The following is a 26,681-nucleotide window of genomic DNA, read 5'->3' as shown; positions in this document are numbered from 1 at the left end:
TCGTTCGGGCCCGTTTGGGCGCACCCGGCCCTCCCTCGGTCAGGGTCATCGGTCAGGGTGTCGTCTGCCCCGTCAGACGGGCGTGAAGCGAGCGGGCGGAGGCGTCGGTGAGGGAGGCGATCTGGTCGACGACGACCCGCTTGCGGGCCCGGTCGTCGGCGGCCCGGTCGAACAGCGCGCGGAACTGGGGGTCGAGGCCGCCCGGGGCGCGCGCGGTGAGCGCCTCGGCGAGTTCGCTGATGACGACACGCTGGTCGGCGCGCAGGCGCTCCTGCTCGGCCCGCTGCATGACGTACCGGTCGGCGACCGCCTTGAGGACCGCGCACTCCAGGCGCGTCTCGTACGGGACGACGAGTTCGGCGCCGTAACGCGTGAGGCGGCCCCCGCCTCCCCCAGTGCCTGAACGGCCTGGGAGGTACCCCCATCGCGCACGGGTGGCCGACTCGGCGGCGAGGCAGAAGCGGCCGATGAGCTGGCTGGTGGCGTCCTTCAGGCCGGCCTGGGCGACCGCCGTGCCGTCGTAGCCGTGCGGCCACCACTCCTGGTCCAGGAGACGGTCCAGGGCGGCGGCGAGTTCGGCCGGATCGGTGTCTTCCGCAACGTAGCGGCCGACGGCGACCCGGAAGACCTCCTGGCGTTCCGGTTCGGCGTGCAGGCAGCCCGGGTCGATGTGTCCCGCGTGCAGGCCGTCCTCCACGTCGTGCACCGAGTACGCCACGTCGTCCGCCCAGTCCATGACCTGTGCCTCGAAGCATGTGCGCGTGCCCGGAGCCTCCTTGCGGACCCAGTCGAAGACCGGCCGGTCGTCCTCGTACACACCGAATTTGCGGGACGCGGGGTCCGTGGGGTGGGCGCCCCGGGGCCACGGGTACTTGGTGGCGGCGTCGAGGGCGGCCCGGGTGAGGTTGAGGCCGACGGAGCCCTCGGCGGTGAAGCGCTTGGGCTCGATACGGGTGAGGAGGCGCAGTGACTGGGCGTTGCCCTCGAAGCCGCCGCAGTCCTGCGCGAAGTCGTTCAGGGCCTGTTCGCCGTTGTGGCCGAACGGGGGGTGACCCAGGTCGTGGGAGAGACAGGCCGCCTCGACCAGGTCGGGGTCGCAGCCAAGGGCCGCGCCGAGCTCACGGCCCACCTGGGCGCACTCCAGGGAGTGGGTGAGACGGGTGCGGGGCGTGGCGTCCCATGCCTCGGTGCGCTCTCCCGGGGTGACCACCTGGGTCTTGCCGGCGAGTCTTCTCAGCGCCGAGGAGTGCAGGACGCGTGCGCGGTCTCGTTGGAAGGCGGTACGGCCCGGACGCTTGTCGGGCTCGGGAGCCCAGCGTTCGGTTGACGTCGGGTCATAGGCGGTGAGGGGTGCGGTGCCTTCCATGCTTCGACAGTAAGCGGCGGTACTGACAAATGGGTTCCAACTCGTCTGCCGGGTTCTGCTGTCGGATCAGGCGGCGTTGCTCTTGCCGCCCGCTTCCAGTGCCTGGTCGTAGCGGTGGAGAAGGAGGTCGGCCATGGCGGGGTGGGTGCCCAGCGGGGCGGACGCTGTCCAGGGGGCTGCTCGCGCGCACTCGGTTGCGAAGCGGCCGGGGGCCGTGAAGTAGGAGGCGATCGCCACCCGGTCCCGGCCCCTCGCCGCCAGGGCCCGGATCGCCGTGTCGACCGTCGGGGTCGCTGTGGAGGCGTAGGCGGGGATCACCGGGACGCCCAGGCGGTGGGCCAGGAGGTGGGCGGTGCGGCGGGTGTCGACGGCCGAGTCGGGGTCGCGGGAGCCGGCCGCCGCGAGGACCACCGCGCTCGTCCGGCGTTCCGCGTCCGTCATGTCCGTGCGCCAGCCCGCCTCGACCAGACGGGTGTGCAGCGTCTCCACCAGCAGGGGGTGCGGGCCGAGCGGGGCCGCCACGCGCGTGCGTACCCGAGCCCTGGCCGCCATCTCGGGGATGTCCCGCTTGACGTGGTAGCCGCGGGCCAGCAGCAGCGGGACCAGGACGGCGTCCGTCGTGTCGTGGGCGTCGAGGTCGGCGAGGGTGTCCGTCAGCAGGGGCTCGTTGAGCTCGATGTGGCCGAGGTGGACCGGCAGGCCGGGACGCTGCTCGCGGACGCGGTCCAGGAGCGTGCGGACGGTGCTCAGGGCGCGCGGGTCGCGGCTGCCGTGGGCGACGACGACCAGCGCGGGCGGGCCGGGTCGCCGACGGCCGTCGAGGTGGACGAGGCTTGGCTGGCTCATGCACCGATCGTGACGGGCCGAGGTTGCACTGCCGTTGCCTGACCGTCACGAGTTCTTTCCGGGGGTTCACGGCGGGCGGGGCGGCGGTGTGAGATGCCGCTCGGACGCGGAAGCGACGCGGGAAGCGCACCGGAATCGGACCTGGATCGGACCTGGATCGAACCTGGATCGAACCTGGATCGAACCGGATCTCTGTTCGCTGCGTCTTCCCAGGCCGAAGGGGTTGTCGACCCGGGGGGACACCGTATGAACATCCGTCGACCGCGGCTGCCGCGCACCCGTGCGGGACGGCGCCGGCTGGTGCAGGCCGTGATGGCGGGGTGTGTGCTGGCGTTGCTGCCGTCCACCTGGATGTGGGTGACGACGACGGACCGGCTCGGTACGACGGCGGACGCGCCGCGCACCGACGTAGCCGTCGTGTTCGGCGCGGGTCTGTGGGACGGCGAGCCGTCGCCGTATCTCGCGAACCGGCTGAACGCGGCGGCCACGCTGTACCGGGAGGGCCGGATCAAGGTCGTGCTCGTGACGGGCGACAACAGCCGGAAGGACTACGACGAGCCCGACGCGATGCGCACGTACCTGACGAAGCACGGGGTGCCCGACGCGCGGATCGTCAGCGACTACGCCGGTTTCGACACCTGGGACTCCTGCGTCCGCGCCAAGAAGATCTTCGGCGTCGACCGGGCCGTGCTGATCAGCCAGGGGTTCCACATCCGGCGGGCCGTCGCCCTGTGCGAGGCGGCGGGCGTGGACTCGTACGGCGTCGGCGTCGCCGCGAAACACGACGTGACCTGGTACTACGGGGGTGCCCGGGAGGTCCTCGCGGCCGGCAAGGCGGCCCTGGACGCGGTGTTCGAGCCGGACCCCCGGTTCCTCGGGCCGAAGGAGCAGGGCGTGACGAGGGCGCTGGCCGACGGGCCGTAGCGGGAGGGCGGCGGCCGGGGCCTGCGGGTCTGCCGTCCGGCGAGGCGGACGCCTCACGGTGGGCCGGGGCCGGTCGGGAGGGCACCACCACACCGCCGTAACAGGAGACCGCACGGGGTGTAACACGGCCGACGCACGCTGAGGCGTATGCGGACCACCTCGACACCCACCCACTGCCCGTACTGCGCCCTGCAGTGCGGGATGGCCCTGTCGCCCCTGCCCACGGGGGGTGTCGAGGTGGTCGAGCGCGCGGACTTCCCGGTGAACCGGGGCGCGCTGTGCGGCAAGGGACGTACGGCGGCTCAGGTGCTCTCGTCCCGGGTGCGGCTGACCTCCCCGTTGGTGCGGTCCGGCGACACGCTCGTGCCGGCCGGCTGGGACGAGGCGCTCGACCGGATCGCCGGGGAGCTGACGCGGGTGCGGGACGTGCACGGGGCCGACGCGCTCGGGGTGTTCGGCGGGGGCGGGCTGACGAACGAGAAGGCGTACACGCTCGGCAAGTTCGCGCGGGTCGTGCTCGGCACCTCGCAGATCGACTACAACGGGCGCTTCTGCATGTCGTCCGCGGCGGCGGCCGGCATCAAGGCGTTCGGCCTCGATCGGGGGCTGCCGTTCCCGCTGGAGGACATCCCGAGGACGGGGTGCGTGATCCTCGTCGGGTCGAACCTCGCGGAGACCATGCCGCCCTCCCTGCGGTTCTTCAACGAACTGCGGGAGAACGGCGGCACGTTGATCGTGGTCGACCCGCGCCGGACGAAGACCGCCGAGCAGGCCGACCTGCATCTCGCGCCCCGGCCCGGGACGGATCTCGCCCTCGCCCTCGGCCTGTTGCACCTGATCGTCGCCGAGGGGCGGGTCGACGAGGAGTACGTGCGGGAGCGGACCGTCGGCTGGGAGGACGCGCGGGCCGCGGCCATGGCGCACTGGCCGGAGTACGTGGAGCGGATCACGGGGGTGTCCGTTCCACAACTCCGGGAGACGGTGCGGCTGTTCTGCGAGCCCGAGAGCGCGATGGTGCTCACCGCGCGCGGGCCCGAGCAGCAGTCCAAGGGGACCGACACGGTCGGCGCCTGGATCAACCTGTGCCTGGCGACGGGCCGGGCGGGACGCCCGCTCAGCGGCTACGGCTGCCTCACCGGGCAGGGCAACGGGCAGGGCGGGCGCGAACACGGCCAGAAGGCCGACCAGTTGCCCGGCTACCGCAAGCTGGACGATCCGGCGGCCCGGGCGCACGTGGCCGAGGTGTGGGGCGTCGACCCCGACTCACTGCCCGGGCCGGGACGCAGCGCCTACGAGCTGCTGGACGCGCTGGGCACGGACATCCGCTCGCTGCTGCTGATGGGGTCCAACCCGGTGGTGTCCGCGCCGCGGGCGGCCCATGTCGAGGAACGCCTGAAGTCCCTTGATTTCCTTGCCGTCTGTGACGTCGTCCTGTCGGAGACGGCGGAACTCGCGGACGTCGTCCTGCCGGTCACCCAGTGGGCGGAGGAGACGGGGACGACGACCAGCCTGGAAGGGCGGGTGCTGCTGCGCCGGCAGGCGATCACCGCCCCGGAGGGCGTGCGCAGCGACCTGGAGGTGCTGCACGAGCTGGCGGCCCGGCTGGGCGTCGAGAAGGGCTTCCCGACCGAGCCCGAGGAGGTCTTCGAGGAGCTCCGGCGGGCCAGTGCGGGCGGCATCGCGGACTACTCCGGGATCAGCTACGCGCGGCTGGCGGAAGGAGCGGGCGAGGGCGTGTTCTGGCCCTGCCCGGCGGAGGAGGAGACAGACGCGGGCGGCGCGAGGTACGGGGCGGACGGGGCGGACGGGGCGCAGGCCGCGGGGAGGCCGTCCGGCACGCCCCGGCTCTTCCTCGACCGGTTCGCCACGCCGGACGGCCGGGCCCGGTTCGTGCCGGTCACGCACCGGCCGGCCGCCGAGGAACCGGACGACGACTACCCCGTGCTGCTCACCACCGGGCGGGTCGTGGCGCAGTACCAGTCCGGCGCGCAGACGCGGCGGGTGGACGAGCTGAACGCCGCCGCGCCCGGCCCGTTCGTCGAGCTGCACCCCCGCCTCGCGGCGCGGCTCGGGGCGGCCGAGGGCGACCCGGTGGCGGTCGTGTCCCGGCGGGGGCGCGCCGTCGCACCCGCCCGCATCACCACCGGAATCCGCCCGGACACCGTCTTCATGCCGTTCCACTGGCCGGGCGAGGGCCGCGCCAACACCCTCACCAACCCGGCGCTCGACCCGACCTCACGCATGCCGGAGTTCAAGGTGTGCGCGGTACGGGTGGAGAAGGTGGCGGCTCTCTAGGACGCGTCGCGGGGCAGGCGCAGGGCCAGGCCGTCCAGGACGACCTCCAGGCCGTAGGTGAACTTGTCCTCGCGCAGCGCCACCGGGTCGGTCGCCTCGGCGGCGCTCACGGCGTACTCGTCGGCGAGGTGCTCGTAGGGGGCGGCGGCCTGCTGGGCGGCGGGCATCAGACGGGCGATGAAGTCGGCCTCGCTCTCGCCGGAGCGGGCGACCGTGGTGAGCCAGGCCGCCTCGGTGGTGCTGATGCCGATGACATAGCTGAGCAGCGGCTCGATCGCGCGGCCCGGCTCCTCGAAGCCGGCGGCGGTGAACAGGGCGGCCAGACTCTCGGAGAAGGCCATCAGGTTGGGGCCCAGGTAGGCGAGGCCGGCCTGGCCGAGGACCGAGGACAGCCAGGGGTGCCGTAGCGCCGTCGCACGGAAGGAGGCCGCGGCCTCCGTGACGGCGGCGCGCCAGTCGGGGCCGTCGGCGGGCGGGACGTGGATCTCGGCGGCGACCTCGTCCACGGCCAGCTCCATCAGCTCGTCCTTGGTGGCGACGTGCCGGTAGAGGGAGGTCGCGCCGGCGTTCAGGCGCGCGCCCAGCTTGCGCATGCTCAGCGCCTCGATGCCGTCGGCGTCCAGCATCGTGACCGCCTCGCGGACGATCGCGTCCTGGCTGAGCGCGGGCTGGTCGGGCTCGCGCTTCTGCCGGGTCCAGACGGACGGGACAGGCTGCGGGTTCTTCGTCTTGGCGGCCACGGCTCCACTCCAGGTGCTCGGTCAAGGGGTCAACGGATCAACGGATCAACGGTCTGGCGTACACCATGCGCCTCCAGCGTACAGCGTTAACGGCTTGCGCACACCGTTCCGTCATGCGTACAGTGTTCGCAGCGGACGGAACACCGTACGCAGCCGCTGAAGTCATCGAAAGGACCGGACTTCCCATGTCGGAAACCCGCAGCCCACGCCGTTGGTGGATCCTCGTCGTGCTGTGCCTGAGCACGCTGGTCCTGACGATCGACAGCATGGCGCTGACCGTCGCGGTGCCCTCGATGACGGAGGACCTCGGCGCGAGCGCCCAGGACACGCAGTGGATCCTCGACTCCTACATCCTGGTCTTCGCCGGTCTGCTGCTGACCTCCGGAAGCCTCGGCGACCGCTTCGGCCGCCGGAAGGTGATGCTGACAGGCCTGCTGCTCTTCGGGGCGGCCTCACTGGCCGCGACGATCTGCACGAACCCCGGTGAGGTGATCGCCGTCCGCACCGCGATGGGCGTCGGCGGGGCGCTGATCATGCCGTCCACCCTGTCGATCCTCATCACCGTCTTCGACGAGGAGGAGCGCGGCAGGGCCATGGCGGCCTGGGGGTCGGTGTCGATGCTGGGCCTGGTCGGCAGCCCCGTGCTCGGCGGTGTCCTGATCGACCACTTCTCCTGGCACTCGATCTTCTTCATCAACGTTCCGGTCGTCGTGCTGGCCGTCGTCGCCGCCGTGGTCCTGATGCCGGAGTCGAAGGCGCCCTGGCAGAAGCCCGACCCGCTGGGCGCGGTGCTCTCCGCGGTCGGCATGACCGCCCTGGTGTGGTGGATCATCGAGCTCCCGCAGCACGGCGCCTTCGGCGGCCGCTCCACCGTCAGCCTCGTGGTCGCCGTCGTCGGTCTGGCCGGCTTCGTGATCTGGGAGAACGTCAGCTCCGCCCCGATGGTCCCGCTGGTCCTCTTCAAGCACCGCAACTTCAGCGGCGGTTCGCTCTCGCTGGCCCTGGTGCAGATCGGCAACGGCGGTCTGCTGCTGGTCCTCACCCAGTACCTGCAGTTCGTCCTCGGCTACTCCCCCGTCAAGGCGGGCCTGGCCTTCCTGCCCCTGGCCGTCGCCGCGCTGATCGGCAACGGCATGGGCGCCAAGTTCGCCGCACAGTACGGCAACCGCTACGTGATCCTGTCCGGCATGCTCGTGATGGTCGCCTGCTTCGCCCTGCTGACGACGGTCGACGCCGACTCCGGCTTCACCGTCCCGGCGATCGCCCTCGGGCTGCTCGGCCTCGGCGCGGGTCTGGCGATGCCGGCCGCGGTGGGCGCGCTGATGGGCACCATCCCCGCGGACAAGGCGGGCGTCGGCTCGGCCCTGAACGACACGATCCAGCAGGCCGGCACGGCTCTGGGCATCGCGATCCTCGGCTCCCTCCTCACCAGCGGCTACGCCGCCGAGATGCCGGCCGACGCCCCCGCGGCGGCCCGGCAGTCCATCGGCGGGGCGCTGGCGGTGGCCGGCGGGGACCAGGGCCTGGTCCGGGCGGCCCGGGAGGCGTTCACCGCCTCGATGACGACGACCTTCACGGTCAGCGCGATCGGTGTGCTGGCGGCGGCGGTCCTGGCCACCCTGGTGATGCGGGACCGCAAGCCGGAACAGCCGACGGCCTCGCTCGACACGTCGGTGGAGGAGCAGGAGCTGGTCGCCTGACCGGCTGGACGCCCGTACTGAGAAGGCCGGCACCCCGCGGGGGCGCCGGCCTTCGGCACGGTCGTCGGCCGGGAGCCGCCGGCCGGTAGCCGACGGGCGTCAGCCCGCTGCCGTCCAGCCCGGGATCGCGGGCAGTACCTTCTGCGCGACGCGCAGCAGCGCCGCGTCGTCCGGACGGACGCTGTCCTGACGCCAGATGGCGAGTTCGTAGGAGCCGCCGCCGTCCTTGCTGTCCGGGGCGACGACCAGGGTGCGGGCGATGCCGCCGGGCGCGGTGTCGGACTTGCCGCCGCCGAGGTTGAACTGGATGGCGATCGTCCGGCCCGAGTAGAGCACCGCGGGGTGGCCCAGGATCGGCTTCTTCTCCGCCTCGCTCAGCAGGTCCTCCATCCCGCCGACCGGGAAGTCGTCGTAGGACCGTGAGAGCTGCACGGTGTAGGTGTCCAGCTGGACGGTCCCCTCGGGAGTCGGGGTCTCCGAGCCGCCCGTCTCGATCGAGCTGTCACTGCCGTAGGCGCTGCGCGCGTGCTCCCGCGGAGTGCCGAGGAGCGTCGGCAGGTCCGCGCGGTTCAGCGCCGTGCACAGCTGGGTCCCGGAGACGCGGTGCGCCGCCCTCGCGGCCTGGTCGGCCTTCTTGTCCTCGTCGTCGGCGGTGCAGGTCGCCGGCTTGTCGGCGGCCTTCGCGTCGTTCTTCTGGATCACGAACAGCCCGCCCCCGAGCGCCCCGACCACGACCAGCGCCGCGATGGCCTGAGCCCATGCGTTCGGGCCCTTCTCGGGCGCGGCAACTTCCTCGACCATGTCCCCCATGTCCCCTATTACCCCCGGTACTGCCTGCTCGCGCCTGATGCGCGCTGGGGGAGCGTAGCGGGTGATCCAGCCACGCGGAAGAGAGTTATTCGAGCGACGCCGGGCCGTGCCGTGCGTACGCTCCGCTCTCGGAGGTGCGCCATGGGAATGTCCCTGCTCTACCAGGTACTCGAGCCGTTGCCGGACGCCGTGAGCGCGCTGCGGCGTGCCCGTGGGCTGCTGGGCGCGCTCACGGAGTGGGCCGAGGAGCCGTTCGCTCCCGAGGTCGGCCCGGTCGTGACGGTCGATCAGTTCCACTACGCACGGCGCTACTTCACCTGGGGTGACGTCGAACGCCGTGACGGCAGCCCTCTTCCGCCGGACGGACTGGCGGAGTTCTGGCACGTGCTCGCCCGAACCGACGCGGTGCGCGGTCGCGACGCCTACCGCGTGGAAGTCGAGTTGCGCCCCGAGATCGCCGAGGTGTGGCCCCTGCTCGAGGAGCGGGGACTGCAGCTGTCCCTGCCCGGCTGGAGCACTCCCCCCTTCAGGGGGCGTGGGCCCGACGAGTGCTGCCCCGAGGCGGAGTTGGACCTCATGGTCCAGGCCGTGGGCCCGCTGGGATTCGACGTGTCCTGGGAGGGGAGTCTGCGGGGCCTGCCCTCGTCGAAGCTCTGCGGAGTGCAACTCTGCCTCAACAGTGTGTGGACCGACCAGTGCACCGAACCCGCCCCCGGAACCCACGCGGTCTACCTCTCCATAGGCACCCGCAACCGCGACGTCCAGGAGGAATGGCTCGAGGGGACCGGGCTGAGCCTCGGGCCGGCAGTGGTCGGCTGGTAGACGCGGCGACCGCGTGGGTTCCGGGGGCGACTCGCCTCAGGACTTGAGTTCGGCGTCGGTGTAGTAGCCGCCCGCGACCAGGACGTACTCGTAGTTGCTCTTGTCGACGGTCGTCGGCTGGAGCAGGTAGGACGGCACGGTCTTGACGCCGTTGTTGTAGGCCCGCCTGTTGTTTATCTTCGGCGTCTTGCCGGTGAGGATGTCGTCGGCCATCTCCGCGGCGACCCCGGCGAGCAGGCGGAGGTCCTTGTAGACGGTCTGCGACTGCTCGCCCGCGATGATCGACTTCACCGAGGCCAGTTCGGCGTCCTGACCGGTGATGACCGGCAGGGGCTTGTTTCCGGAGCCGTAGCCGTCCTCCTTCAGCGCCTTCAGGACGCCGATGGAGATGCCGTCGTACGGCGACAGGACCGCGTCGACCGTCTTGGTGCCGTACGACGCGGAGAGGATGCCCTCCATGCGCTTCTTCGCGGTGGGGCCGTCCCAGCGCAGGGTGGTGGTCTGCTTGAGCGCGGTCTGGCCGGACCGGATGACCAACTGCTTGTTGTCCAGGTACGGCTGGAGGAGGTGCATCGCGCCGTCGAAGAAGTACTTGGTGTTGTTGTCGTCGGGGGACCCGGCGAACAGTTCTATGTTGAACGGGCCCTTGCCCTTCTCCAGGCCGAGCTTGTCGATGATGTAACGGGCCTGGAACCGGCCGACCTGCTCGTTGTCGAAGGAGACGTAGTAGTCGACGTTCGGGGTGCCGAGGATGAGCCGGTCGTAGGAGATCACCGGGATCTTGGCGGCGGCGGCCTGCTGGAGCACGCCGTTCAGCGACCTGTTGTCGATGGCCGCGATGATCAGTGCGTCGACGCCCTCCTTGATCAGGCCCGCGATCTGGGAGACCTGGGTCTTCGGGTCGTCCTCGCCGTAGAGCAGCTTGGCCTGGTATCCCTCGGCCTTCAGGTCGTTGACCACGCTCTTTCCGTCGGTGAGCCAGCGCTCGGAGGCCTCGGTCGGCATGGCGATGCCGATGGTGCCGCCGGCCTTCTTGGAGCTGCCCGTGGTGCTCTCGCCGCACGCGGACAGGGTGAGGGCCAGAGAGGCGGCTCCGGCGATCGTGGCGAGCGCGGCTCTACGGTTGCGCATGGTGATCGTTCCTCGTTCTTCTCGTCGTTGAGAGGGTGACGGCATACCCGCGGACCGGACTCAGGGGGATCGGTGCGCCGCGGCGGCTCCGTGCACGGTCGCCGACGTCGTCGGGGACGTGGTGCGCACGTTCAGGCAGGGGGAACAGGCGGCGGGTCGCGCTGAGACGACTGCGGGTCGGAACACCTGGGCATACGTCAGGCCGCGCCAGGGCGCGGCTGTCACGTATATCCCGATTCCGGTGGTGCGCAGTGCGCTTGCCTTTCAGCCGTTCGAAATACCGTCACATGGTCGGAAGTTTGGCGCGAGATTAGGAGGGGGTGTGCAGGGTGTCAACGGTCCGAACAGAAACGGTTTCAGAAAGTACGGAAAACAGCGGGGTTGACGACACGGCGGCCGCCCCGGTCCCGAGGACCGAGGCGGCCGCGTCACACGCCCAGGAGCGTCGGCGGGGTCAGTTCACGTTGACCGCGCTCCAGGCCGCCGCCACCGCGTTGTACTCCGTGCTGCCGTTGCCGTAGAGGTCCTTCGCCGCGTTGAGGGTCGCCGTCCTCGCGCCCGCGTAGTTCGTGGAGGACGTCATGTAGACCGTCAACGCCCGGTACCAGATGGCGCCGAGCTTGGCGCGGCCGATGCCCGTCACCGTGGAGCCGTTGTAGGTAGGGGAGTTGTACGTCACGCCGTTGATCGTCTTCGTGCCGCTGCCCTCGGCCAGCAGGTAGGCGAAGTGGTTGGCGACGCCCGAGGAGTAGTGGACGTCGAGGTTGCCGACCGAACTGCTCCAGTTGTCGGCGGATTTGCCGTCCTTGCTCGGCTTGTCCATGTAGCGCAGGGCGTCCCGGCCGAAGCCGGAGCGGACTATCTTCTCGCCGATGAGGTAGTCGCCGGGGTCGGAGGAGTTGTTCGCGTAGAACTCCACCAGGGTGCCGAAGATGTCGGACGTCGCCTCGTTCAGGCCGCCCGACTCGCCCGAGTAGGTCAGCGCGGCCGTCTTGGACGTCACGCCGTGGGACATCTCGTGGCCGGCCACGTCCAGGGCGACCAGCGGGCCGAGCTGGGTGCCGTCACCGTCGCCGTAGGTCATGCAGAAGCAACTGTCGTCCCAGAAGGCGTTGTTGTAGCTGTTGCCGTAGTGGACGCGGTTGTAGGAGCCCTTGCCGTCGTTGCCGATGCCGTTGCGGCCGTGCACGTTCTTGTAGTAGTCCCAGGTCACGTCGGTGCCGTACTGGGCGTCGACGGCGGCCGTGGAGCGGTCGGCGCTCGCCCCCGTGCCCCAGTGGTTGTCCGCGTCCGTGAACAGGGTCGCGGGAGCACGGCTGATGCAGATGCCGAAGATGCACAGATCGGTCTTGTTGGCCGCGTCGCCGGTGTAGGTGTTGCCGCGCGTCGGGTCCTTGAGCTGGTACGTCGAGCCCGACAGGGTCGTCTCCAGCGGGACCGTGCCGCCGTACAGGGACTTGCCGTCGCCCGTCGCCGTCTCGATGGTGTCCCAGGCGTCGATCTGCGCCCCGGTGCGGGCGTCGGTGAGCACCGCGCGGGCGACGGGGTTGCCGAGCGAGTCCAGGGCGACGACGTTCGTCCGCCAGGCCAGCTTCGGGGCGCCGTGCAGAGCGTCGACGACCAGCTGCGGCTTGGCCTTCACCTGCTTGAGCGTCTCGCCCAGGTTGGCCGCGCGCAGGGCGTTGACGGCGACGTCCGCGGCCTTGGGCGCGGACAGCTTCGGTGTGATGCTCGCCAGCGAGATCGCCGCCCGCGTCGCCCGGTTCGCGCTGCGGTAGCTGCCGTCGGCGGCCAGGTGGATGACGAAGTCACCGCCCAGGACGGGGAGTTGGCGGTAGGTGCGGTCGTAGCGGATGTGCTGGGCGCCGTCCTTGTCGACGACCACGTCGCGGACGGAGGTGCCCTGCACGGAGGTGAGGCCCAGGGCCGTCGCGTGGTCGGCGAGGGCCGCCGCCGCGTTGTCCAGGGCGGTGGCCCGGGTCGGTCTGTCGGCCGCGTCGGCGACCGGGGACAGTACGGCGGCCAGGAGCGTGGCCGTGGTGGCGGCGATGCCGGCGGTGGCGAGACGGGAACCTCGGACGTGCTGCCGTATCCGACTCATCAGTGTCTTCGGTCTCCTCGGGAAGGCGCCGTGGGGGGCGCGTGTGGGGGTGCTTGGGGAGTGGCGCTGATGTCGTCCTGGCATTTAAGAGGGCATGACATGTCATGTCCATAGCGCCAACGCGAGAGACCGGTGTGGGGGCCGTGAGGGGAGAGAATCGTTTCCGTGACCGCCCCTGAACTCCCCTTCTTCGTCTACGGCACTCTCCGCCCCGGCGAGGTCAACCACGACGCCTTCCTGCGCGGCCGCACCCTGCGCGAGGAGCCGGCCCGGCTCGGCGGCGCGGTGCTGTACGACGGCCCCGGCTACCCCTACGTGGTCGAACAGCCGGGCGCCGCGGGCGCGTCCGTCGTCGGGGAGCTCGTGACGGCCCTCCCGGCGGCGTACGCACGGCTGCTCGCCGAGCTCGACCGGCTGGAGGAATACCGGCCGGGCGACCCGCGCAACCTCTACGAGCGTGTCGAGCGGACGGTGCTCGGCGAGGACGGCTCGACTCCCGTACGCGCCTGGGTGTACGTCGCCGCGCCCGCGGTCGCCGCCCGGCTGCGGGCCCGGGGGAAGCCGATCGAGGGCGGGGACTGGCTCACGCGGGGGTGACCGACTCGCGCGGCGGTCAGCCACTCGCGCGGGGGTGAGCCACTCGCGCGGCGGTGGCCGGTCACCCGTTCACACCCTCTTCGGAAGCTTTTCCACACTTTGCCACCCGCACGGCGATGACCTGCCCAAACGCAGGTGACGGCAGCCATACGTCGCCGAATCTGACACCCATTCATCCCATTCCCGACGCGACAGTCAGCAAGCGCGCACTCGCCACTGCGACTTACCTCGGAAAGGCAGAGAACCTCAGAAGATCCCGAAGGCCTCGAAGACCCCGAACAGCTCGTGAGGAGCACCGATGCGACGCACCACCCGGCTGCTGACCGGTACCGCGCTCGCCGTCACCGCCGCGGCCGGTCTCGCCGGACCCGCCCACGCGACCGGCACACGGGCCGGGAACCTGGAGGTGTACCCCTCCATCGCGGTGCCGGGCGGGCAGGTGTCGGTGAACACGGCGGCGTGCGGGAACGGCCATGCGGCGGCGGGCGACGCCGGCGCGGTGGGCGCCGGTCGTTTCATGCTCGCGCCCAGCGCGCACGAGGGCGAGGCCACGGGTCGGTTCCAGGTGCCGCCCAGCGCGCAGCCGGGGACGTACGAGATCGTCGCGGAGTGCGGCGGGGACGGGCGGCGGATCACCGGGGACCTGGTGGTCACGCTGGCCTCGGACCGGCAGCCGGCGGCTCCGCGCGGAAGTGTGAAGACGGGGGTCGGCGGCGCGCTGGGCACCGACCCCGTACAGACCGCGGCCGGTGTGGCGGCTCTCGCCGTCGCCGCCGCGGGCGGTACCTGGCTCCTGCATCGCCGGGCGAGAGGCGACGGGTTCTGACGGACACCCTCCGCCGTCCGTCAGCAGGTACCGCATGTCCCCTCCCCCCTCCGGGTCCGACGCCCCTCGCGGCCCGGAGGGGGCTCGGGGCCCGTCACCGAGAGGAGTTCCACGATGCGCCGCGAAGTCGGCAACACCGCGATAGCGGCCGTCACCGCGGTCGCCCTGTGCTCCGGCGCCTGGCTGCTGCGCAGCGGCGCCGAGACGCACCCCCCGCCGCAGCCGTCCGCGGCCCAGGCCCGCTCGGGGAGCACGGACGTACGCTCCGTCGCCGCCCTGCCACCGTCCCCGCCCATCCGCATCCGCATCCCCGCGATCAGGGTGAACGCCCCGATGATGGGCCTGGGCCTGACGGCCGGCGGCAGCCTGGACGTGCCACCGCCCGGGAGGAAGAACCTCGCCGGCTGGTACGAGGCCGGTGCCACGCCCGGAGAGACCGGCACCGCGATCGTGGCCGGCCACGTCGACAACGCGGACGGCCCCGCCGTCTTCTACGACCTCGGCGCGCTGCGCAGGGGCAGCACCGTGGAGGTGGACCGGCGCGACGGCGGCGCGGCCCTGTTCACCGTCGACGCCGTCGAGGTGTACGAGGCCAGCCACTTCCCCGACGAGAAGGTGTACGGCGCGGCCGACCGGCCCGAGCTGCGGGTGATCACCTGCGGGGGCGGCTACTCCAAGTCGACCGGCTACCAGGGGAACGTGGTCGTCTTCGCGCACCTCACCGGGAGCCGCTGAGCACGGTCGCTGCGATCGTCCGGGCGATCGTCCGCGCGCAGTCCAGCGCCTCGCTGTGCGTGGTGTCGACCTCCAGGTCGTAGACCACACCCTGGTGCACGAGCTCCGCCTGCCGCTCGGCCGTCTCCCGCACCCGGTCGCCGCGCACGATCTCCCGCCCCGCGGCCACCGCGGCCTCGCACCGGACACCGACCCACAGCACGTCGAGTCCGTCGAGGACCTTGCGCCACCGCTCCTGGGACCGCGCGCCGGCCAGCGCTCCGGCAGAACCTCCTGCAGACACCGCACGGTCCCCCACTCGTTCTCAGGCGATCCACTGGTCGTACGCCAGGTTCGCGACCAGCGCGAACACGACCGTCAGCAGGACGATCCGGACGAAGCCGCTGCCCTTCTTCAGGGCCGTGTGCGCGCCGAGCGTCCCGCCCGCGAGGTTGAAGAGGGCCATCACGGCCGCCAACTGCCACAGCACGGCGCCCTGCCAGGCGAAGGTCGCCAGCGCGCCCGCATTGGTACAGCAGTTGACGATCTTGGCGGTGGCGGAGGCGGTGACCAGGTCGAGGTGGAGGACGGCGGTGAGGGCGAGGACCAGGAAGGTGCCCGTGCCGGGGCCGATGAGACCGTCGTAGAAGCCGATGCCGAGGCCGGCGAGGGCGATGGCCGCCAGGATCCGGCGGCGGGAGGCCGGGCCGGTGGCGGGGGCCGTGCCGAAGGCGGGGCGCAGGATCACGAAGGCGGCCACGCCCAGCAGCACCACCATGATCACCGGCTTCAGCACCTCGGTGCTCATCCCCGCGGCGAAGAAGGCCCCGCCGGACGACCCGGCCAGCGCCGCCAGCCCGATCCGCACCGCGAGCCGTACGTCCACGGGCGTGCGGCGCGCGTAGGTCACGGCCGCGCCCGAGGTGCCGACGATCGCGACCGCCTTGTTGGTGCCGAGCGCGGTCGCCGCCGGTGTCCCGGCCGGGAGGCCGAGCAGCAGCACGGGCAGGAGCAGCAGCCCTCCCCCGCCGACCACCGCGTCGATCCAGCCGGCCGCGAGAGCGGCGACGCAGAGCAGCACCAGCATGGTCAGGGATATGTCGGGCATGGTCAGGAACCCTATGCGACCACTGCCGGGACCTGCGCGACGGCCATCGGGGACAACCCTCACACCCACCCTGCGCCCCCGCTGAGGGCAGCGTTCCTCGCGGGAAACAACCGTGATGCGGCCGGGTAACGTCGGCACCGCACGCTCCTGGACATGACCTCGAATTCGCGTGTGGTGGTGATCGGCGCCGGCCTCGCGGGCGTACGACTCGCCCGCCGGCTCGGCGAGCTGGGCACGCCCGCGCTGCTGATCGGCGAGGAGGAGCACCGGCCCTACAACCGGGTCCTGCTCGCCGAGGTGCTGGCCGGGCGGTACGCCCCCGAGGTGATCGCGCTGCCCGCGCCCGCCGGACTGGTCCGGGCCCAGGTCACCGGCATCGACCGCGACCGACGGACGGTGGCCTGCGCGGACGGCTCGAAGATCGCATACGACACGCTGGTCCTGGCCACCGGCTCCAACCCGGTGCTGCCGCCCCTGCGCGGTCTGTTCACCCCCGACCACGTGCTGCCGGAGGGCGTCCACGCCTTCCGCACCATGGACGACTGCCTCGGCCTGTCGAAGGCGGTACGGCCGGGCGTGCGGGCCGTCGTCATCGGCGGCGGCCTCCTCGGGGTCTCCGCGGCCCGCGCCCTGGCGATGCGCGGCGCGCAGGTCGTCCTCGCTCAGCAGGCCGAGCGGCTCATGGAGCGCCAGCTCGACCCGAACGCCTCCAAGCTGGTGCTGCGGCACCTGAAGGACCTCGGCGTCGAGGTCCACACCGAATGCCGGGTGCGCGACGTGCGCTGCGTCGGCGGGGCCGTCCGCTCGGTCGAGATGGCCGACGGTTACACCCTCGGCGCCGATCTGGTGGTGCTGGCCTGCGGGGTCTCCCCGCGCGCCGGACTCGCCAAGGACGCGGGGCTCGCCGTCCACAAGGGCATCCTCGTCGACGACGAACTGCGCACGTCCGACCCGCACATCCGCGCGATCGGCGACTGCGCGCAGCACGACGGGAACGTGTACGGACTGGCCGCCCCGGCGCTCGAACAGGCGGACGTCCTCGCCGAGTCGCTGACCGGCGTCGCCAACTCCCGCTACTTGGGCACCCGTGCCCTCACCCGGCTCACGCTCGCCGGGCACAGCGCCTTCGACCTCGCCGCGTTCGGCGAGACGGAGCCGCTCCCCGGCGACGACGTCGTGCAGCTCGCCGACGCCACCCGGGGCACCTATCGCAAGGTCGTCGTCCGCGACGACCGCCTGGTCGGCGGGGTCCTCGTCGGCGAACTCGGCACCGTCGGCGCACTCGCCCGCGCCTGGGAGGGAGCAGAGCCGCTCCCCACGGACGGCGGCCCCCTGCTTCACCTGCTCACCAACGATGGAGGCTCCTGATGACCGCCACCCTGGGGGCCACCCCCACGATCGTGCTCGTCGGCCACGGCATGGTCGGCCAGCGCTTCCTCGAAGCGCTCGCCGAGCGCGGCCTGACCGCCACGCACCGCGTGGTCGTGCTCTGCGAGGAGCCGCGTCCCGCATACGACCGTGTGGCGCTCACCTCGTACTTCTCGGGCAAGACGCCCGAGGACCTCTCCATGACCGACATGGCGTTCATCGAGACGCACGGCATCGAGCTGTACGTCGGCGACCCGGCGGAGACGATCGACCGCGAGGCGAAGAAGGTCACCGCCCGCTCCGGCCAGGTCTTCGAGTACGACACCCTCGTCCTCGCCACCGGCTCGTTCCCCTTCGTGCCGCCGGTGCCGAACAAGGACGCCGCGGGCTGCTTCGTCTACCGCACCATCGACGACCTGCTCGCGATCGAGGAGTACGCCAGGACGGCGACGACCGGCGCGGTGGTCGGCGGCGGTCTGCTCGGACTGGAGGCGGCCGGCGCGCTGAAGGGCCTCGGACTCACCTCCCACATCGTGGAGTTCGCACCCCGCCTGATGCCCGTCCAGGTCGACGAGGGCGGCGGCGCGGCCCTGCTGCGCACCATCGAGAACATGGGCCTGTCCGTCCACACGGGCGTGGGCACGCAGGAGATCGTCGTCGGCGAGAACGGCGCGGTCACCGGCATGAAGCTCTCCGACGGCTCCGAACTCTCCACCGACCTGGTGGTGTTCAGCGCCGGCGTCCGCCCTCGCGACCAGCTCGCCCGCGACTGCGGTCTCACGGTCGGCGAGCGCGGCGGCATCACGGTCGACGAGCAGTGCCGTACGGTCACCGACCCGCACGTCTTCGCGATCGGCGAGTGCGCGCTGGCCTCCGACGGCCGGGTGTACGGCCTGGTCGCCCCCGGCTACGAGCAGGCCGAGACCGCCGCCGCAACCATCGCCCAGGACGAGGCGGAGTTCACCGGCGCCGACCTGTCCACCAAGCTGAAGCTGCTCGGCGTGGACGTGGCGTCCTTCGGCGACGCGCACGGCGCGACCGACGACTGCCTCGACGTCGTCTACTCCGACTCCCGCTCGGGCCTGTACAAGAAGCTGGTCATCGGCCGCGACGGCACCCTGCTCGGCGGCATCCTGGTCGGCGACGCGGAGGCGTACGGCACGCTGAAGGCGTTCACCGGTTCCGTCCCGCCGGTCTCGCCCGAGTCGCTGGTGCTGCCCGCCGGCGCCGGCGAGTCCGTCCAGCTCGGCCCGACCGCGCTGCCGGACGACGCGATCATCTGCTCCTGCAACAACGTCCGCAAGGGCACCATCCGCGCCGCGGTCACCGACCACCAGTGCACCACCGTGCCCGAGGTGAAGAAGTGCACCAAGGCCGGTACCACCTGCGGCAGTTGCGTCAAGGTCCTCGGCCAGCTCGTCACCGCCGAACTGGAGGCGTCCGGCGTCGAGGTCGACAAGGGCCTGTGCGGCTGCTTCGCGCAGACCCGCGAGGAGCTGTACGAGATCGTCCTCGCCCTGCGCATCAACACCTACCAGGACCTCCTCGACCGCTACGGCCGTGAGGACGCCCGGGGCGGCGACGGCTGCGACATCTGCAAGCCTGCCGTCGCGTCGATCATCGCGTCCCTCGCCCCGACGATCGGCGCGAGCGGCTACGTCCTGGACGGCGAGCAGGCGGCCCTGCAGGAGACCAACGACCACTTCCTCGCCAACCTCCAGAAGAACGGCTCCTACTCGGTCGTCCCGCGCATCCCCGGCGGCGAGATCACCCCCGAGGGCCTCATCGTGATCGGTGAGATCGCCCGCGACTTCGGCCTCTACACGAAGATCACCGGCGGTCAGCGCATCGACATGTTCGGTGCCCGCGTCGAACAACTCCCGCTGATCTGGACCCGGTTGGTCGACGCCGGCTTCGAGTCCGGCCACGCCTACGGCAAGTCCCTGCGCACGGTGAAGTCCTGCGTCGGCCAGACCTGGTGCCGCTACGGCGTCCAGGACTCCGTCCGCATGGCGATCGACCTGGAACTGCGCTACCGGGGACTGCGCTCGCCCCACAAGCTCAAGTCGGCGGTGTCGGGCTGCGCCCGCGAGTGCGCCGAGGCCCAGTCCAAGGACTTCGGCATCATCGCCACCTCGGGCGGCTGGAACCTCTACGTCGGCGGCAACGGCGGCGCCACCCCGCGCCACGCCGACCTCCTCGCCCAGGACCTCAACGACGCCGAACTGATCCGCCTCATCGACCGGTTCCTGATGTTCTACATCCGCACCGCCGACCGCCTGGAGCGCACCTCGACCTGGCTGGAGCGCATCCCCGGCGGCCTGGACCACGTCCGTGACGTGGTCGTGGAGGACTCCCTCGGCATCTGCGAGGAGCTGGAGTCCCTGATGAAGGACCACGTCGCGCACTACGCCGACGAGTGGGCGACCACCATCAACGACCCCGAGAAGCTCGCCCGGTTCGTGTCCTTCGTCAACGCGCCGGACACCCCCGACCCGGTCGTCGGCTTCGTCCCCGAGCGCGACCAGATCAAGCCCGACCTGCCGCTGCTGTCCATCGGCCACCGTCCCCTGGAAGGGAGCACCCAGCGATGACCCTGGCAATCGAGACCACCGACCTCAAGGTCCACCTGCGGCTGGAGGAGGGCGGCGAGGACTGGTTCACGGTCTGCGACCTCACCCAGCTGCTCCCCGGCCGGGGCGTGGCCGCCCTGCTGCCCGACGGCCGCCAGGTCGCCCTGTTCCGCGACCGGGCGGGCGAGCTGTACGCCATCGACAACCGCGACCCGTTCAGCGGCGCGGCCGTCCTCTCCCGCGGCCTGACCGGCACCCACCAGGGCCGCCCGTTCGTCGCCTCCCCACTGCTCAAGCAGCGGTTCGACCTGCGCAGCGGGGAGTGCCTGGACGACGAGACGGTACGCATCGCGACGTACGAGGTGCGGACGGCCTGACGGGCAGCGGTTGACGGACGGTCTGACGGGCAGCGGTTGACGGGCAGGCGGTCTGACGGGCAGCGGTTGACGGACGGTCTGACGGGCAGCGGTTGACGGGCAGGCGGTCTGACGGGCAGCGGTTGACGGGCAGGCGGTCTGACGGGCAGCGGTTGACGGGCAGGCGGTCTGACGGGCAGCGGTTGACAGTCTGACGGGCCCGCCCGTCCTGTCGTCGCCCGCTGTCCTGCCTGCCTGCCCGCCGTCCTGCCTACCGGCGGCCGGGCGCCGTGGTCTCAAGGGGTCTGGCCGACCGGGGCGTGGGCACGCCGGGCAGGGCCGGTACCGCCGGGAGCCGGACCACCGCGTCCAGGCCGCCGCGCGGCGCGGGCCGCAGGGCCACCTCGCCGCCGCTCGCGTGGGCGAGGCGCTGCACCAGGGCGAGGCCCAGACCGGTACCGCCCTTGGGCGCGTCCGGGGCGCGCCAGAAGCGGTCGAAGGCGCGCCGCCGCTGCTCCTCCGTCATACCCGGCCCCTCGTCCATGACGTGCAGCTCGACCCACGCCGGACCCGCCGGACGACTCGGCTGCCGGTGCGGGAAACGCCGCTCGTGGGAGGGGGTGCGCCCGGGGGTCTGGTGGCGGGGGTCGATCGAGACCGTGGAGCCCGGGGGCGCCACCCGCAGGGCGTTGGAGAGCAGGTTGTCGAGGATCTGCTCCACTGCGCCGGGCAGCGCCAGCACCTCACCCGCGTAGTCCCCGGCCAGCGCCAGCCAGACGCCGTGCTGCTCGTACAGCGGCGTCCAGGCGCGGTGGCGCTCCGCGCACACCCGGCCCAGATCGACCGTCTCCCGTTCGGCGGCGCTCTCGTCGAGCCGGGCCATCGCGAGCAGCCCCTCGACCATCCGGGCCAGCCGGTCGGTCTCGGTCAGCGCGGCGGTGAGCGAGCCCCGCGCGTTCAGGGCGATGTCGTTCTCCAGGTTCTCCAGCCGCAGCCGCAGCGCCGCGAGGGGCGTCTTCAGCTGGTGCGACGCCTCGCCGGCGAACGCCCGCTGGGAGGCCAGGAGGTGTTCCAGACGGGCGGCGGTGCGGTTGAAGGTCGCGGCGAGACTGCGGACCTCCGGCGGCCCCTTGGTGATCGCGACGGGCGTGGCGGCACCGCCGACGGCCAACTCATGGGTGGCGTGCTCCAGTTCACGGATGGGACGGCCGGTCCAGCGGGCGATGACGAACCCGAGGGCGGCGACCGCGGTGAGCGCGGCGAGGCCGCCGAGCGCCAGCAACAGCCACACGTGGTGGACGCGTTCGGACACCATCCGGGTCGGCAGGGTGATCCGGACGGCGCCCTGCTCCTCGACGCCGTGCCGGACCGGGGTGGCCACCGCCAGATACTGCACCCCGCCGATGGTGGACGTGCGGACGTCCGCCGTCGCCGTCCCCTGGAGCGCGGCGGCGATGCCCGGCCAGGAGGGCAGGCCGCGCTCCTCGCTCGCGGTGAGCGGATGCGAGCTGGCCAGCAGCGAGCCGCGCTCGTCGACGATCAGCACCTTGCCGCCGATGCGTTCGGCGCAGTGCGCGGCCCGCTCGGGCAGGTCCTGCGCCGCCCGGCCGGCCGAGATGGACAGCGAGGCGAACGCCGACACCGACTCCGCCTCGTCCTTCGCCGCGTTCGTCACCCGCTCCCGCTCGCCCCGCGAGTACACGAAGCCCAGCGGGATCTCCAGACAGACCAGGACGAGCGCGGCGAGCGTGAGATAGCTGAGCAGCAGCCGACGCGTCATCGGTAGGCCGCCGTGGGGTGGGGCTCGTCGAACCGATGGGCCGAGGTGAAGTCGTGGGCCTGAGTGAAGTCGTGGGTCTGGGTGAAGTCGTGGGTCTGGGTGAAGTCGTGGGTCTGGGTGAAGTCGTGGGTTCGGTGGGGGTACGGGGCCGGCGGCTCGTATGCGGGAGGCGTGGGTGCCTGCTGCGGCGCGGGGGCGTACTGGGGGGCGGGGGCCTGCGGTGTGTCCGGTGAGGTGGTCTGCACGGCCAGCCGGAAGCCCACTCCACGCAGGGTCTGTATCCAGGCCGGGTGGCCCAACTTCCTTCGCAGGGTGGCCACATGGACGTCAAGCGTCTTCGTCGGCCCCTGGTAGTGCGGGTCCCACACCCGGTCGAGGATCTGCTGCCGCGAGTACACGGCCCCCGGATCCTCGGTGAGCAGCGCGAGCAGCTCGAACTCCTTGGGCGTCAGCGTCACCGAGTCCGGCCCGACCCAGACCTGCCGGGTGCGCCGGTCGACGACGAGGGGGCCGACGGCATCGCCAGTGAGTTGAGGCTGCGGCTGTGACTGCGGCTGCGGCTGCGGCTGCGGCTGCGGCTGCGGCTGGGCGTTGTAGCCGGGGGTCGTCTCGGCGAAGTCCCGTTCCTGAAGCCCCCGTTGGGTCCGTCGGGTCACCGCGCGGACCCGGGCCACGAGTTCACGCATGCTGAAGGGCTTCGCCAGGTAGTCGTCGGCGCCCAGCTCCAGGCCCAGGACGCGGTCCGCCTCCTCGCCCCGCGCGCTGAGGATGATGATGGGGACGTCGGAGGCCTGTCGGATACCCCGGCAGACGTCGATGCCATCGATGTCGGGCAACCCCAGGTCGAGCAGGACGACATCGCCGTACGGGCCCCGCAACCCCTCGTTGCCCGTGCCGACGTGATGCACCGTCAGGCCGAAGTTGCCAAGGCCCTCGACGAGCGGTTCGGCGATCGTCCGGTCGTCCTCGATGAGCAGGACTCGTACACCCATGCGTTCCCGTCTCTCCCGTGAACCGAATTCGCGTGTTCCGTGGATCCGTTGCTCCGTCACGCTACAAGAACGGTAAGAAAAACGCCGCACCCCTCCCGGACAATGTGAGCAGCGGCTCAGCTCCGGACGAAAACTGTCCCATTTTTGTCGGCGGGTTAGTGTTCCTCTAACCTTCGCCTGGCAAACGCCCCTCTACGGTGATGAGGAACTGGTCGGACCCCCACGACGACCAGCTCTGACCTGGGAGGATCCATGAAGGCATTGCTGGACCGCGCCCGCTCGTTCAAACGACGGGTCGACTTCGAAAGCGGCGAATACCGGCGGCTGGCCGAGGGCCAATATCCCGAGGCATTGTTCATCACCTGCTCGGACTCGCGGGTGATACCCGCCCTGATCACGGGCGCACGGCCCGGTGAGATATTCGAGCTGCGAAACGCGGGCAATATCGTTCCGCCGCACGGCCGGCAGGGCGCCTCGGGCGAGGCCGCCACCATCGAGTACGCACTGGAGGTGCTCGGCGTTCAGGACATCGTGGTGTGCGGCCACTCCCACTGCGGCGCGATGGGCGCCCTCAAGTCCGGCGACGACCTCTCCGCCCTGCCCGGCGTGGACGCCTGGCTGCAACTGGCCCGCCCGAGGCTGGCGTCCGTCCTGGACGGCGACGTCGAGGACCCGTCGATGCCGGACGTCGCCCAGCTGAACGTCGTCAACCAGCTTGCGGCGCTGCGGAGTTACCCCACCGCACGTCGGCATCTCGACGCGGGACGGCTGCGACTGCACGGCTGGTACTACGAGGTGGACACCGGCCAGGTGCACGAGCTCGACGCGGACGGTCTGTTCCGGGTGCACGCGGCATGAGCGGCGCCCACGCGACGAGGACCCGCGGCATGCGGGCCCGCGACCCCAGGGCTCCCGACCCCAGGGCCCCGGACAACAGGGCTCCCGGCAACAGGGTCGACACCCCTACAGAGGACATGACCGGTTACACGGCGAAGCCCCAACAGCCCCAACAGCCCCAGAAGCGCCAGCAGCAGCCCCAGAAAGGACCGCGGGGGGCCAAGGGCGGCCCGAAGGCGGATCTCGCCACCGAGATCACCGCCTCCCTCGTCGTCTTCCTGGTCGCGCTGCCGCTGTGCATCGGCGTGGCCGTCGCCTCCGGCGTCTCCCCCGAGCTGGGCATCATCTCGGGCGTCATCGGCGGTCTGGTGGTGGGCGCGGCGCGCGGCAGCACGCTCCAGGTGAGCGGCCCGGCCGCCGGTCTCGCCGCGCTGGTCGCGGAGACCGTGCTGGAGTACGGCGTGGCCATGCTCGGTGTGATCGTGCTCTTCTCCGGGCTCCTCCAGATCGTCCTCGGTCTGGTGAGACTGGGCCGGTTCTTCCAGGCGATCTCGCTGGCCGTCGTCCAAGGCATGCTCGCGGGCATCGGTCTGCCGCTGATGTTCAGCCAGGCGTACCCGGCGATGGACGCCAAGGCCCCCGGCACCCCGCTGGAGAACATGGCCGGCATCCCCGGCCTGCTCGCGAACACCTTCGCCGACCCGCAGGCACTGATCGCGGCGGGCCTGGGCGTCGTCACCGTCGTCCTGAGCTTTCTCTGGAAGAAGGCGCCGGGGCCGATCAAGAAGGTGCCCGCGGCCCTGGTCGCGGTGGGCATCGGCATCGCGGTGGCCGCGACCCCGGGCGTGGACGTCAAGACGCTCGAGGTCGGCAACCTGTTGGCCTCGGTCGACGTCCCCGGCCCAGAGCAGTTCGCGGGACTGGCGGACGCCGGGATCATCACCGCGATCCTCACCTTCACCGTGATCGCCTCGGCGGAGTCCCTGTTCACGGCCGCGGCGGTGGACCGTATGCACGACGGACCGCGCACCCGCTACAACCCCGAGCTGATCGCCCAGGGCGCCGGAAACACCCTCGCGGGACTCGTCGGCGCGCTGCCCATCACGGCGGTGGTGGCCCGCAGTTCGGCGAACGTCCAGGCGGGCGCCAAGACCCGGCTCTCCCGCACCCTGCACGGCCTGTGGCTGCTGGCCTTCGCACTCCTGCTCCCCCAGGTGCTGGCCCTGATCCCGATCTCGGTCCTCGCGGGCGTGCTCGTCCACAGCGGCTGGAAGCTCTTCGCGCCCGCCGAGTTCCCGAAGATGTGGCGGCAGGACCGCGGCGAGTTCGCGGTCATGACGCTCACCACGCTGGTCATCGTGGCGACAGCACTCCTGGAGGGCGTCCTGGTCGGCCTCGCGGCGGGCATCGTGCTGGCCGCGGTGCGCATGTCGCAGACGGTCATCCGGCAGCACATCGACGACGACACCGCGAAGGTGGTGATGGCCGGCAACGCGACCTTCCTGCGGCTGCCCCAGGTCATCGAGGCCCTGGAGTCCGCCGCCGAGGCCGGCAAACCCCGCATCCGGCTCGACCTCACCGGCGTCACCCACCTCGACCACGCCTGCCGCAGCCAGGTGGAGGAGTTCACCGCCCAGCAACGCGGCAAGGGCCTACGAGTGGAACTGCTGATGCCGGGCCCGGCGACACCATCGCCTGCGGGGGCCGAGGGGCCGGTGCAATCTGTGGGGTCCGTGGGGTCCGTGAGGTCCGTAGGACCAGTGGACGAGGGCATGGCCCCGGCGACGGAACGTGCTGCGCCCCCGCAGTCCGCCCCGCTGCCGCGCCGCCAGCCCGTCCCGGCATCGGCCACCGCGTCCGTAACCGCGTCCGCCCCCGGCCCCACCGCCGAGTGGTTCTACCTGGACACCACACCGATGCCGGAGGACTTCGCGCAGCGGTACGTGGAGGAGTACGCGGCCGCGGACGAATACCTCCCGGAGGACCCAAAGCGCCACAAGCAGAACCACGGGCAGAACCACGGGCAGGGCTACGAGCAGAACTATGACCAGGACTACCGCCAGAGCCGCGGGCAGGACTACGGCCAGAGCCACGAAGGGGGGTACACGCAGGGCTACGCCTCCTACTGACAGGGCCCGGGCGGGCGGCGTAGGTACAGGTCACGTGCGGCCGGGCGCCGTACCACTCCGCACCACCCCCGTGCTTCCGCACCCCCGGACCCTCCGACGAAGCTGCAACCCCGGTGCGCGGTCAGGTGTCCCCCAGGGCATCGGCCGCGCACCGCAGCGCGGTCGGCGGAGATCGGGGAACGATCATGAACCTTTCGCACGTCTCGCGCATCGCGGCCGTCCTCGCCGTCGCGGCGGTCACCACCCTCACCGCAACCTCGGCATCGGCATCGACACCGGCGCCAGCACCAGGGCGGGGTCAGGCCATCGAGGCCCAGGCCCACCGCAGCACCCCGTACGCCTGGGCCACCCGCAGGGGCAGCACCATAGGCATCTACGGCATCGACATGCACGGCCAGAGCTTCACCGTCGGCGGCACCGTACGGCTCGCCCTCTTCCGGGACTCGGGCCCGCGCGGCATCCCGGTCTGGACAAAGGACGCCACCGCCCGCCGGATCACCGGCCGCCCCGGCGGCTCCTTCAACGTGACGACGGGCCTGCTGGACTGCACGGCGTACGGCTACGCGAAGGACTCGACGATGATGGTGTGGGACATCGCCACCAACACGTGGTCCAACAAGGTCCGCGTCTCCACGGCCTGCGACCAGTAGCCGGGGTTGAGCGGGC

General features: G+C 71.6%; 22 protein-coding genes and 1 pseudogene. 13 read left to right on the top strand and 10 right to left on the bottom strand.

The features are described from left to right. Positions 1 to 52 precede the first annotated feature (52 nt). Positions 53 to 1,366, bottom strand: a complete 1,314-nt coding sequence (locus B5557_RS30330; protein WP_079662437.1) for a deoxyguanosinetriphosphate triphosphohydrolase — start codon at positions 1,364 to 1,366, stop codon at positions 53 to 55. A 66-nt stretch (positions 1,367 to 1,432) separates the two neighbouring features. Next, positions 1,433 to 2,212 (bottom strand): sirohydrochlorin chelatase, encoded by a 780-nt coding sequence (locus B5557_RS30325; RefSeq protein WP_079662436.1) that lies wholly within the window; start codon positions 2,210 to 2,212, stop codon positions 1,433 to 1,435. Positions 2,213 to 2,458: 246 nt separating this feature from the next. Here B5557_RS30325 and B5557_RS30320 point away from each other — a divergent pair, with 246 nt between their 5' ends. Together B5557_RS30320 and B5557_RS30315 are read left to right on the top strand one after the other, a co-directional pair. After that, positions 2,459 to 3,136: a SanA/YdcF family protein gene (locus tag B5557_RS30320; RefSeq protein ID WP_079662435.1), complete on the top strand. Its 678-nt coding sequence runs from the start codon at positions 2,459 to 2,461 to the stop codon at positions 3,134 to 3,136. 147 nt (positions 3,137 to 3,283) lie between these two features. Beyond that, positions 3,284 to 5,431, top strand: a complete 2,148-nt coding sequence (locus B5557_RS30315) for a molybdopterin oxidoreductase family protein (protein WP_079662434.1) — start codon at positions 3,284 to 3,286, stop codon at positions 5,429 to 5,431. Here B5557_RS30315 and B5557_RS30310 read toward each other — a convergent pair. Then, positions 5,428 to 6,171 carry a TetR/AcrR family transcriptional regulator gene (locus B5557_RS30310; RefSeq protein WP_079662433.1) on the bottom strand — a complete coding sequence of 248 codons (744 nt, stop codon included), beginning with the start codon at positions 6,169 to 6,171 and terminating at the stop codon, positions 5,428 to 5,430. The two genes, B5557_RS30315 and B5557_RS30310, sit on opposite strands and share 4 nt — an antisense overlap. Positions 6,172 to 6,356: 185 nt before the next feature. Here B5557_RS30310 and B5557_RS30305 point away from each other — a divergent pair, with 185 nt between their 5' ends. Next, positions 6,357 to 7,871, top strand: a complete 1,515-nt coding sequence (locus B5557_RS30305) for an MFS transporter (RefSeq protein WP_079662432.1) — start codon at positions 6,357 to 6,359, stop codon at positions 7,869 to 7,871. Positions 7,872 to 7,970: 99 nt separating this feature from the next. Here B5557_RS30305 and B5557_RS30300 read toward each other — a convergent pair whose 3' ends face one another. After that, positions 7,971 to 8,672, bottom strand: coding sequence for a DUF6215 domain-containing protein (locus B5557_RS30300; RefSeq protein ID WP_331716803.1), 702 nt, complete (start codon positions 8,670 to 8,672; stop codon positions 7,971 to 7,973). 150 nt (positions 8,673 to 8,822) lie between these two features. Here B5557_RS30300 and B5557_RS30295 point away from each other — a divergent pair, with 150 nt between their 5' ends. Next, on the top strand, positions 8,823 to 9,503 hold the full coding sequence (locus B5557_RS30295; protein ID WP_143688255.1) for a hypothetical protein: 681 nt from the start codon (positions 8,823 to 8,825) through the stop codon (positions 9,501 to 9,503). A gap of 36 nt (positions 9,504 to 9,539) precedes the next feature. Here B5557_RS30295 and chvE read toward each other — a convergent pair whose 3' ends face one another. Next, positions 9,540 to 10,634, bottom strand: coding sequence for a multiple monosaccharide ABC transporter substrate-binding protein (gene chvE / locus B5557_RS30290; RefSeq protein WP_079662429.1), 1,095 nt, complete (start codon positions 10,632 to 10,634; stop codon positions 9,540 to 9,542). A 454-nt stretch (positions 10,635 to 11,088) separates the two neighbouring features. Next, the gene (locus B5557_RS30285) at positions 11,089 to 12,735 is read right to left on the bottom strand and encodes a M4 family metallopeptidase (RefSeq protein ID WP_079662428.1); all 1,647 of its coding nucleotides are present in this window, start codon (positions 12,733 to 12,735) and stop codon (positions 11,089 to 11,091) included. 165 nt (positions 12,736 to 12,900) lie between these two features. Between B5557_RS30285 and B5557_RS30280 the strand changes: the two genes are divergently transcribed. The 3 genes from B5557_RS30280 to B5557_RS30270 all read left to right on the top strand — a co-directional run bounded on the left by B5557_RS30280 (position 12,901) and on the right by B5557_RS30270 (position 14,893). Beyond that, positions 12,901 to 13,332 (top strand): gamma-glutamylcyclotransferase family protein, encoded by a 432-nt coding sequence (locus tag B5557_RS30280; protein WP_079662427.1) that lies wholly within the window; start codon positions 12,901 to 12,903, stop codon positions 13,330 to 13,332. A 298-nt stretch (positions 13,333 to 13,630) separates the two neighbouring features. Next, on the top strand, positions 13,631 to 14,158 hold the full coding sequence (locus B5557_RS30275) for a hypothetical protein (protein ID WP_079662426.1): 528 nt from the start codon (positions 13,631 to 13,633) through the stop codon (positions 14,156 to 14,158). Between the two features lie 114 nt (positions 14,159 to 14,272). Then, positions 14,273 to 14,893 carry a class F sortase gene (locus B5557_RS30270; protein ID WP_079662425.1) on the top strand — a complete coding sequence of 207 codons (621 nt, stop codon included), beginning with the start codon at positions 14,273 to 14,275 and terminating at the stop codon, positions 14,891 to 14,893. Here B5557_RS30270 and B5557_RS30265 read toward each other — a convergent pair. Continuing rightward, positions 14,877 to 15,149 (bottom strand): annotated as a pseudogene (locus B5557_RS30265) (phosphotransferase-like protein); the annotation flags it as partial. The gene B5557_RS30270 and the pseudogene B5557_RS30265 overlap by 17 nt on opposite strands. Positions 15,150 to 15,197: 48 nt before the next feature. Beyond that, the gene (locus B5557_RS30260) at positions 15,198 to 15,980 is read right to left on the bottom strand and encodes a sulfite exporter TauE/SafE family protein (protein ID WP_079662424.1); all 783 of its coding nucleotides are present in this window, start codon (positions 15,978 to 15,980) and stop codon (positions 15,198 to 15,200) included. 153 nt (positions 15,981 to 16,133) lie between these two features. On the opposite strand from B5557_RS30260, the gene B5557_RS30255 reads away from it, so the two are divergent. Genes B5557_RS30255 through nirD form a run of 3 tightly spaced genes read left to right on the top strand, consistent with a single transcriptional unit; the run spans position 16,134 to position 20,298 of the window. Then, on the top strand, positions 16,134 to 17,348 hold the full coding sequence (locus B5557_RS30255; protein WP_079662423.1) for an NAD(P)/FAD-dependent oxidoreductase: 1,215 nt from the start codon (positions 16,134 to 16,136) through the stop codon (positions 17,346 to 17,348). Continuing rightward, complete coding sequence (nirB, locus tag B5557_RS30250) at positions 17,348 to 19,942, top strand: nitrite reductase large subunit NirB (RefSeq protein ID WP_079662422.1); 2,595 nt, start codon at positions 17,348 to 17,350, stop codon at positions 19,940 to 19,942. Before B5557_RS30255 ends, nirB begins: the two co-directional genes overlap by 1 nt. Further along, positions 19,939 to 20,298: a nitrite reductase small subunit NirD gene (gene nirD, locus B5557_RS30245; RefSeq protein ID WP_079662421.1), complete on the top strand. Its 360-nt coding sequence runs from the start codon at positions 19,939 to 19,941 to the stop codon at positions 20,296 to 20,298. The genes nirB and nirD overlap by 4 nt, the downstream gene beginning before the upstream one ends. Positions 20,299 to 20,548: 250 nt before the next feature. Here nirD and B5557_RS30240 read toward each other — a convergent pair whose 3' ends face one another. Next, positions 20,549 to 22,057, bottom strand: a complete 1,509-nt coding sequence (locus tag B5557_RS30240; protein WP_079662420.1) for a sensor histidine kinase — start codon at positions 22,055 to 22,057, stop codon at positions 20,549 to 20,551. Further along, complete coding sequence (locus tag B5557_RS30235) at positions 22,054 to 23,049, bottom strand: response regulator transcription factor (RefSeq protein ID WP_079662419.1); 996 nt, start codon at positions 23,047 to 23,049, stop codon at positions 22,054 to 22,056. Before B5557_RS30235 ends, B5557_RS30240 begins: the two co-directional genes overlap by 4 nt. A 252-nt stretch (positions 23,050 to 23,301) precedes the next feature. On the opposite strand from B5557_RS30235, the gene B5557_RS30230 reads away from it, so the two are divergent. From B5557_RS30230 to B5557_RS30220, 3 genes are all read left to right on the top strand, one after another. Beyond that, positions 23,302 to 23,907, top strand: coding sequence for a carbonic anhydrase (locus B5557_RS30230; protein ID WP_079662418.1), 606 nt, complete (start codon positions 23,302 to 23,304; stop codon positions 23,905 to 23,907). Next, complete coding sequence (locus tag B5557_RS30225) at positions 23,904 to 26,015, top strand: SulP family inorganic anion transporter (RefSeq protein ID WP_231976075.1); 2,112 nt, start codon at positions 23,904 to 23,906, stop codon at positions 26,013 to 26,015. The genes B5557_RS30230 and B5557_RS30225 overlap by 4 nt, the downstream gene beginning before the upstream one ends. A gap of 185 nt (positions 26,016 to 26,200) precedes the next feature. Then, a complete protein-coding gene (locus B5557_RS30220; RefSeq protein ID WP_079662417.1) occupies positions 26,201 to 26,665 on the top strand; it encodes a hypothetical protein in 465 nt (154 codons plus the stop codon). Positions 26,666 to 26,681 lie beyond the last annotated feature (16 nt).

Origin of the sequence: Streptomyces sp. 3214.6, from assembly GCF_900129855.1 — a bacterium.
Taxonomy (GTDB): Bacteria; Actinomycetota; Actinomycetes; order Streptomycetales; family Streptomycetaceae; genus Streptomyces; species Streptomyces soliscabiei.
Note: the sequence above shows the minus strand (reverse complement) of the source record. Positions and strands in the feature narration are given on the sequence as shown.